At 72.2% G+C, this 8,886-nt stretch carries 4 protein-coding genes and 1 pseudogene; 1 reads left to right on the top strand and 4 read right to left on the bottom strand.

The features are described from left to right. Positions 1-3,416, bottom strand: a 3,416-nt coding sequence (locus FNX44_RS19495) for a DUF6531 domain-containing protein (RefSeq protein ID WP_153507490.1), incomplete at its 3' end; no start/stop codon positions are given. 391 nt (positions 3,417-3,807) lie between these two features. Here FNX44_RS19495 and FNX44_RS19490 point away from each other — a divergent pair. After that, a pseudogene (locus FNX44_RS19490) lies at positions 3,808-4,437 on the top strand (IS110 family transposase); the annotation flags it as partial. A 330-nt stretch (positions 4,438-4,767) separates the two neighbouring features. Here the strand turns inward: FNX44_RS19490 and FNX44_RS19485 are convergent. The 3 genes from FNX44_RS19485 to FNX44_RS19475 form a co-directional block, all read right to left on the bottom strand. Then, on the bottom strand, positions 4,768-5,211 hold the full coding sequence (locus FNX44_RS19485) for a DUF6069 family protein (protein ID WP_143649635.1): 444 nt from the start codon (positions 5,209-5,211) through the stop codon (positions 4,768-4,770). Positions 5,212-5,521: 310 nt separating this feature from the next. After that, positions 5,522-7,519, bottom strand: a complete 1,998-nt coding sequence (locus tag FNX44_RS19480) for an ABC transporter ATP-binding protein (RefSeq protein ID WP_143649633.1) — start codon at positions 7,517-7,519, stop codon at positions 5,522-5,524. A 448-nt stretch (positions 7,520-7,967) separates the two neighbouring features. After that, the gene (locus FNX44_RS19475) at positions 7,968-8,849 is read right to left on the bottom strand and encodes a F510_1955 family glycosylhydrolase (protein WP_228450023.1); all 882 of its coding nucleotides are present in this window, start codon (positions 8,847-8,849) and stop codon (positions 7,968-7,970) included. Positions 8,850-8,886: the final 37 nt, after the last annotated feature.

The following is an 8,886-nucleotide window of genomic DNA, read 5'->3' as shown; positions in this document are numbered from 1 at the left end:
GTCCTCGGGTCGGTTACGGAGTAGGTCGGGCGGTGGGGTGACGCGTCGGGTTCGGGATCGGCGGTGGTGGTCGGGGCGTCGAGTGTGAGGGGTGTTCGGGCGCCCTCGACCGGGAGGACCGTTTCGCCGGGTGCTGCCGGTACGGACGGGTAGCAGAGGATCGTGCCGTTCGCGCCGGCCCACTGGGCACGGCCGTCACCGTCCAGTTCAAGGCGCTCGTCGAAGGTGGAGGCCCAGCTACGACCGTGGAACTGGCCGTAGTGGTAGCCGGAGCGGTGCTTCCGGCCGATGACGAGTGGCAGCACGCCCGGGAGTTGGAGGTCGGTCTGCTCCAGAAGCATCTCACCGGTGGCGGCGTTCACCGGGTCGGTCGGGCACTTCGTGCTCGCCTCGTCCTTGCCGTCCTGCCGGGGGTTCTCGGCCGCGCCGGAGAGGTTGTCGGGTGCTGGCGGCACGTGCGGCGCGTCGTCGCCGTCGCGGGGAGGTGAGTTGTCGTCGCTGCCGTCGTGGGGCGGGTCGCTGTCGGGTCGGGCGTCGTCGTCGCCACGGTTGTCGTCGCGGTTGTCGTCGCGGCCGTCGTCGTCGCGAGGGGAGTCGTCGCGGTCGTCGTTCTGGCGGTTGTCGTCGTGGCGGTTGTCGTCCCCCCTGGTGGTGTCGTGCCTTTCGGTGTTCTCGGTGTGGTCGTCACGGCGGGGTTTGTCGCCGCCGCTGTTGTCGTGATCCTCCCGGGGAGGCCGCGCGTTGTCGTCCTTCGGGCGGGTGTCGTCCTTCGGACGCGAGTCATCCTTCGGACGCGAGTCATCCTTCGGACGCGCGTCATCCTTCGGACGCGCGTCATCCTTGGGGCGGGCGTCGTCCTTGGGGCGGTTTGCCGCTTCGTCTCGGGGCCGGGTGTCGTCGCGACGCTGGGAGTCGTCCTTGGGGCGGGCGTTGTCGCGGTTCGAGGTGTTGTCCTCGCGCGGTGGCGTGGGGCGGTCCCGGCGGTCGGAGTGTGGTGTGTCGGTCCGGGGCGCGTCCTGCGGACGGCTTCCGGTGGGACGGCCCGGCTGCGATTGGCCGGGCTTCGTGCCTCCGGTCTCCGAGCCGGCCGGAGGCCTGCTCGGAGTCGGACCGGCCTGCGAGGGCGACGGCTGGGACGGCGGGTTGCTCTGGGCCGGGCGCTGAGCGGCGCCCGGGTTGGGTGACGGGCCGGCGGCTGGGGGCGCCGCCGCACCGGGCGGTGGCACCGGGCCTGGTGTCGGTCCCGGGTTCTGGGTGCCGGGGGTGCCAGGTGGCTGGCTCGGCGGTGTCTGCTGTGCGGTGTCCGGAGTCGCGGAACGCGGTGGTGGCACGGTGGCGCCGCCCTGGAGGCCGAGTCCCTGCTCGGCAGGGTCGGTGTTGCGGTCGGCGGTCGGTTGCTGGTGTGGGGCGGGTGCCTGGCCACGGTCCGTACCGGCCGACGGGCCGGGCGCGGGCGGCGACGCGGGGGGTGCCGTGGGTCGGGCGCCGGACGCGGCGGCGGTGCCGCCGTCGCCTTCCGTACGGCCGCTCGCGTGGTCGGTCGCTGACGGTGAGGCGGGCGGCGGCGAGGTGGAGTCCGACTCCGGTCGGGACGGATTCGGGGCCGAGTCGGGCCTGTCGCGGACGTCGCGGGCGTCGTGAGTGTCCGAACGGTCGGACGATCGCCCTTCGTTGGCGTTCGCGTCCGTGCGGCCTGACGGGGGTGTGTCCTGGCCGGGGCGTTGCTGTGGGGAGTCGGAGCGGGGCTGCGGGCCGTCTGCGTCCTGGCGAGGCGCCGGTCGGTCGGAGTCGGCGCGCGGTCCCGCGTCCGGACGCGTCCCGTCGGCGTCGCGGCGGGACGCGTCGGAGTCGGAGCGGGGATTGCCGTCTGAGTCGGGGCGGGACGGCGGCTGGTCGGAGCGGGGCGCGGTGTCGTCGGTGTGGCGCGAACTGTCGTTCCCCGAGCGCTGGTTGTCAGCAGGGCGGTCGGCTCCGGGGCGGTCGGCTGGGGAGTCCGTGTCCGGTCGTCGTGGGCCGGCGCCGTCGTCCGTACGGGGGCTCGCGCCGTCGGAGCGTTGGCCGTCGCCGCTGCCCGGGCCGTCGGTGGTCGCGGCGTTGCCGTCGATTGTCCTCGGAGAAGACGGGCCGTCCTGCGACTGGTCCTGGCGGGGGCCCGGCGAGTCGGCGGACGGCTCACGGGGTGGCGGGTCGAACGGGCTGTTGGGCTGGCTCTGGTCACGTGCGTCGCCGGGGCGCGGGGACTGGTTGCCGCCGCCCTCGGGGCCACCGTCGGACGCGGGACGTCCGTCGCCGGTTGACGGTCCCGTGCTTCCGGTGGAGCCGCCACTTCCGCTTCCGCTGTCGCCAGACGTGCCGGAGCCGTTCGGTGTGCCGGAGCCGTTCGGTGTGCCGGAGCCGCCACCGCTTGGGGTGCCGGGGCCGCCGGAGCTGCCGCCGCTACCCGTTCCCGCACCGGCTCCAGATCCGCTACCGGTTCCGCCGCCGTCCCCGCTGCCGTTGGCGCCGCCCGTGCCACTACCACTACCGGCACCCGCGCCGTTTCCAGCGCCGCCGTTGCCGCTGCCACCGCCCGCGCCATTGCCGCCGGCGCCGGCGCCTCCCGTGCCGGTGCCGCCGGTGCCGCCGGTGCCGCCGCCGGTGCCCGAGCCGGTGCCCAGGCCGAGGGCGTTGTTGCCGGACTGTTCGACCTGTCGGCGGCCGCTGTTCGCGGCGCTGCCGAGCGCGTTGTCGCGGATGTTCTCCAGCGCGCCGTCGCGCTGGTTCCGCAGTTCCTGTCGTCCCGCCTGGTAGCCGGCGTTCGCGGCGTTGGCGACGTCGTAGCCGTCCTGGGCGCCGAAGTGGACGTTGACGGTCTGCCGCATCAGATCCTCGGCGATGGCCTGGATCGCTTTGAGCGCGGTCTGTTTCAGCGCGTCGAGGATGGTCTGGAGGATCGCGTCGGCCAGCGTCTTGAGCAGTTGCCGCACGATCATGCGGACGATCGCCGTCGCCGAGGCTCCGGCCAGCGAGGACGCGCCGAAGGTGAACGGCGCCGCCGCCGCGGCGGCGATCAACTGGATCGCCAGCACCGCGAGTTGGATGATCACGGCGATCTTGCAGGCGATCACGACGGCTGCCGCCGCGTCCAGCGCGAAGGCGACGATCTGCGCGGCCGTCCGCGCGTCGTCGAAGTAGCCGCGCTCGCTTCCGGAGAACTCGCGCCACGCCTCGTCGAATCCCTCGACGGACTTGCCGTAGTTCTCGGAGAGGACGTTCCCGGCCGACTTGTTGCCGTCGGCCTGGAGGGTGTGGAGGTCCATGGCGAACTGCCGCCACGCCTGGGCGGCCTCCATGAGCTTGTCCTCGTCGGCCTCGGGCCAGTTGAAGCCCAGGATGTTGAGGACCCACTCAAGCTCGCTGGGCAGCATCATGGCCATGGCCGGTTCCCCCCGGAACACCGCTCGCGTTCAGTGATCGCGATCGACCCTAACTGACATGCTCAGAACACATCGCAGCAGGTCGCACACGCTCCGGGGTGGAGCCACGCACACCCTCACACGCTCTCCCGCACCACCACGGTTCCCAACCCCCCGTTACCTTCTTCGTGGCTCCGAAACGGGGCCTCCGGCCTTCGGGTCCGGCATGACTTCCCCCCCCTGTTGTTCATGATCCGGGGGGTGGTGTCACCGGGTCCGGAGGCATCGACGGACCGCTGATGAGGGGCTTGAGCACCGGCTTCACCCAGGCCGGAAGAGCTCTCCGTAACGTGGATGTGGCAGCTCGGTGCCCTTGCAAGGCCGGACGAAAGCGTGATGGAGGGGCCTGCACGTGATCGACACCGGCGACATCGACGTCTTCCTCGGCCTGGACGTCGGCAAGGGCGAACACCACGCCACCGCCGTCACCCCGGCCGGGAAGAAGGCATTCGACAAGCGCCTGCCCAACACCGAGCCCAAGCTGCGTGAGCTGTTCGCGAAGCTGCAGGCCAAGCACGGAACGGTACTGGTCGTGGTCGACCAGCCGGCCTCGATCGGGGCTCTGCCGCTGGCGGTCGCCCGGGACATGGGCTGCCCGGTCGCCTACCTGCCGGGGCTGACGATGCGGCGGATCGCCGACCTCTACCCGGGCGAGGCCAAGACCGACGCGAGGGACGCGTTCATCATCGCGGACGCGTCCCGCGCGATGCCGCACACGCTGCGGGCGATTGACGGCGAGGACGAGACGATCGCCGAGCTGGAGATGATCGTCGGGTTCGACGACGACCTGGCCGGCGAGGCCACCCGGGTTGCGAACCGGCTGCACGGCCTGCTGACCCAGATCCATCCGTCTCTGGAACGGGTCCTGGGGCCGCGACTGCAGCACCCTGCCGTCCTGGCCCTGCTGGAACGGTTCGGCTCACCGGCACAGATACGCAAGGCGGGCCGTCGGCGGCTGGTCACGCTGCTGCGGCCGAAGGCGCACCCCGGATTCCGCACAGCAGCGACGCACCTGCTCACTCGGAGAGTTCAGCGGTACGCCGCTCCAGGAACGACCGTGACACGGAGTCGGCGGTGAGCACGGCCGCTTCCCTGCACGCCGCGACCGCTTCCCCGGCGTCCGAGCCGCGCGAGCAGTTCGCCTCGCGTGGCGTGGTAAGGCTGGAAGTGCACTCGCTCCGGCGGCAGCGCCTCCAGCATCACCCAGCGCGGCCTCCGGCGACTCGGTCCGCCGCACGACGGCGGCGCGCGGAACGCGGCTCCCAACGCTCGGCGCGACGGCTGACGCCATCCCGCCTCGCGCTCCGCCCGCTCAGTCAACCGCCCTGTCAGGCACCGAAGTGTCCAATTCGGTCAGCGTAAGAGCCACCGCGGAACCGACAAAGACGCCGGTCAGCAGGTGCATGACGGCAAGCGCGGCCACAGTGCCGCCCGGAGCGCCCGAACTGAGGGGAACCACGACGGACAGCCCGGTGAGCAGCACGACAAGAGCCACGAAGAGTCGCCGCGGAGCCCTCATCACGCGCCTCAGCAGCAGCCCCAGCAGGATCAGCAGCACCGCCGAGACGAGCGTCGCCACCGCGACGACAAACGCCCCGACCCGCAGCGAGGAGTCCCCGCCCCCGACCTGTACGGACAGTTCACCGCCCGACACCGCCTCGGCCACCTTGAGGACCACATAGTTGGCGATCACCACCAACAACCCCGCGCGCATACCGGATTGCCAGATACCGGGCCGTGCGGTTCCACTGGCCACAAGGCCTCCTGAGGGGAAGTAAGCACACGACTGCAACCAGGCAGGTCCCTCAGCATGACCCAAGGCACCTGCGCAACGCACCGCAGCCGTACCCGTGAACCCGCCGGGCCGAGCTACCCCCTCAGCATCCCGAACCACCCCACCCCCGTCAACGCCCTGTACACGTCCCGTCGCAGTCCGCAGAAACCGGCACCGCGCCCGCCCCTGCCGTCAGCCAGGCGAAGCCGTCGAGTCCGGCGCACGCCACACGCCTCCTCACCCACGTGCCGTCCGGGCGGTCCGGCCCGACCGCCCGGACGGAACGAGTCGTTCAGTGACCGGCGGCGCCGGTGCCGGCCTGGTAGGCGTCGGCCTGGAGGGTGAACATCTCGGCGTAGTCGCCGCCCCGCGCCATGAGTTCGTCGTGCGTGCCCGACTCGACGATCCGGCCGGCGTCGAAGACGTAGATCCGGTCGCACTCGACGACGCTCGCGAGGCGGTGCGAGATGAGGACCGTGATCCTCTCCGCGCGGCGCTTGTTGCGGAGGACCGCCTGGTAGACGGCGTGCTCCGCCTTCGGGTCCATGCTGGCCGTGGGTTCGTCGAGCAGCAGGACGGGCGCGTCCTTGTAGAGTCCGCGCGCGACGGCGATCTTCGCCCACTGGCCGGCGGACAGCTCCTGTCCGCCCTTGAAGCGCTTGGACAGCAACGTCCGCCATTTCTGCGGAAGTTGGGCGATGACCTGGTCCGCGCCGGAGGCGGTCACCGCGTCCAGTGCCTGCCGTGGCTCGGCCTCGGTGAGCGTGCCCCGGGAGGCGGTGATGTTGGCGAGCGCGCTGAACGGGTAGTGCAGCGGGTCCTGGAGGACCATCGACACCCGGTTCTGCAGGGACTCGGCGTCCATCCCGGCCGTGTCGGCGCCGTCCCAGCACACGGCCCCGCTACCCGGGTCGTAGAGTCCCGCGATCACCTTCGAACAGGTGCTCTTCCCTGAGCCGTTGACGCCGACGAACGCGACGGTCTCCCCCGCCCGCAGAGTCATCGACACGCCGTTCAGGGCCGGGGCCTCCTTGCCGGGATAGGTGTACGACACGTCCCGCAGCTCGATCTCCGCCACCTTCCCCGGCGCGGCCGAGCCGTGGCGCCGGGGTTGCAGGGAGCGGCAGCGCTCCTGGAAGGCGAGCAGGTCGTCCACCCACATCGCGTGCTCGTACACCAGGTGCGCCACGTCCATGAAGCGGGTGAGCGAGCCCTGGGCTGCCTGGATCGCGAGGACGGCTCCGGCGCCGGCGGCGAGCGGCATCCAGCCGGCCACCAGCATCAGCGCCAGCACCACGTACGTGACACCGGTGCCGACGCCGCCGAGCGCGCGGCCGGTGAGGGCAAGCTTCGCGGAGTGCACGCCGAGCCGGGTGTCCTCCTCGGCGATGCGCGCGGTGATCCGGTGGTGCTCGTCCAGGAGGGCCCGCTGCGCGGTGTCCGAGCGCAGTTCGGCGGCGGAGTCGCGGTCGAGTAGCAGCCAGGAGAAGAGCCTTACCCGCCGCTGGAGCGCGTTCCACCGCCGGAAGGAGTGAAAGCGCGCCCGCGCGGAGCGGATCGCGGCCGCGCCGACCGGCAGTACGGACAGCGGCAGCAGGGCGATCAGCAGCGGGTGCAGAGCGGCCAGCACTCCGGCGGTGCCGAGGATGCCGAGCGCGGCGGACGCCAACGCCACGACCTGGCCGACGATCTGCCGGGCGTAGAACAGCCCCCGGTCGTGCGCGCGGTACGCGTCGTCGTGCCAGTCGGCGTCGTCGACCACCTCCAGCCGGACGTGCGCGGTGAGTTGCAGGAACTCCCGCTCCAGGGCGGTGCGGATCTTCGGTGTGACGTGGGCCTGGGTCAGCGAGACGCCCGCCTCCAGCAGCGCCCGCGCGGCCAGGAACGCGACGACGAGCAGGATCTGGGGGACGGCGGCCCGCACCCGGTCCGGGGTCGGCCCCTCCCCGAACAGCTGGTGCAGCACGGCGACGGAGGCCATGAGCCCGAAGGCGGACATGGCGGCCGAGCCGAGTTGCAGCACGACCAGAGCGACGGTCGCGCGGCGGTCGGCCCGCCAGGCCAACTCACCGACGCGTCGCACGATGCGCGGTAGGCGTACCAGGATCTCGCCGAGGGTCGCGTTCGCGGCGGCGCCGTCGTAGACCGACCAGTACGCCTCCTTCAGTTCGTCCGTGAGGTCGCCGTCGTCGGGACCGGAGCCGAGCCGGGCGGGCGGCGGCCCGAGCGGCTTGCTCCGCTGGGCGGGAACGCCGTCGGCGGCGGGTGCCGGCTGTTCGTCGGCGGTCATACGGCCCACCCCCCGGCGGGGCGTGAGGCGCGGTGGGCACCGCCGTACGGCCGGTGGGGACCGCCGTACGGCCGGTGGGGACCGCCGTACGGGCGGTGATCCGTCCGGCGGGCGGGTTCCGCCGTTCGGCGGAGCGTCGTGACGTCGTGTTCGAACGGGACGGGTGTCGGCGGGAGCACAGGGACGGTTCTCATCGGGTCCCCCAGTCGGGTGCGTGACGGGCACTGGTGCTCCCATCAACGGCCGTTCACGGCACCCGTAACGGACAAATGCCGGGCAGATCGTGAACACACGTTCCATTCACCGCCGCAGCCCACGCACCGCCTGAACCTCGCCGCGGACGACCACTCGAACACGCCGCCTCACCCGTTCGAGCGTCTTGCCCACGGCCCTGGAGCACCGGTGAGCCCCGGTGCGGCCTGGTGCGGCCTGGTGCGGCCCGCGTCGGTCAGTGGCCCGCGCCGGTGTCGACGTCGAAGAGCTTGGCGAAGCTCTTGGCGCCGTCCGTGGACTCGTAGACGCCGTCCGCGGTGGCGGCCAGTACACGCCGCTTGTCGACCGCCGTCAGGGCCTGCACGCCGGACCCGGCCCCCGGCAGCTCACCCGCCTTGTCCCAGGTGGCGCCGCCGTCGGTGCTGCGGTGCACGCCGCCCCGGCTGTCGAGGCCGTAGAGGACGTCGGGAGCGGGCCAGGAGAGGAAGGCCATGGCGGGCTTGCGTCCGGGGCGGAAGGTGCGGCCCCCGTCGGTGCTCCTGGCGATGCCGTCGGGGGTGGTGGCCAGCACGGTGTCCGGGTCGTTCGGGCTCACGGCGATGTCGAGCGCCTGGAGGCGGGCCCGGTCGTCCCAGGACTTGCCGTCTTTGCTGACACGAAGCATCCCTTTGGTGCTGTCGTAGCCGTAGGTCGTGTTGTGGACGTGTTCGAGGGCGTGGAAGTCGGCCTCGCCGCCCAGGGAGAGGGTCTTCCAGCTCTTCCCCGCGTCGGTGCTCTCGATCAGGCCGTGGTGGGCGGGTTCGCCGCTGCCGGGCGCGGGGTGGCCGCTGGCGAGGAACCTCTTCGGCCCCACGACGGTGAAGCCCATGAAGTCGTCCGCCCTGTCACCGACGCGCACCGGGTCCCCGGACTCGCCGGTCGTGAACAGCCCGTGGTGGGTGGCGACGTACAGCCGCTCGTCCGCGGCATCGAGGGCGAGGCCGTGCACGTGGCCGAGGGCAGCGGACTCCGGGGCGGCGCCTCCGTCCGCGGCGTCCGTGCCGCAGGCGGTCAGGGCCGGCGCGAAGGTCAGCGCGAGGGTCGACGCGATGAGAGTGAGCCGTGTTGTTGCCTTCATCGTCCTGTCCTGACGGGTTCGCGGTACGGGTGGGTAC

Origin of the sequence: Streptomyces alkaliterrae (genome assembly GCF_007097205.2) — a bacterium.
In the GTDB taxonomy this organism is placed as follows: Bacteria; Actinomycetota; Actinomycetes; order Streptomycetales; family Streptomycetaceae; genus Streptomyces; species Streptomyces alkaliterrae.
This window is presented reverse-complemented; position numbering and strand designations above follow the sequence as displayed.

Excerpts from the sequence above, each read along its gene's own strand:
- FNX44_RS19480 (WP_143649633.1), bottom strand. The coding sequence starts at position 7,519 with ATGACCGCCGACGAACAGCCGGCACCCGCCGCCGACGGCGTTCCCGCC.
- FNX44_RS19475 (WP_228450023.1), bottom strand. The coding sequence starts at position 8,849 with ATGAAGGCAACAACACGGCTCACTCTCATCGCGTCGACCCTCGCGCTG.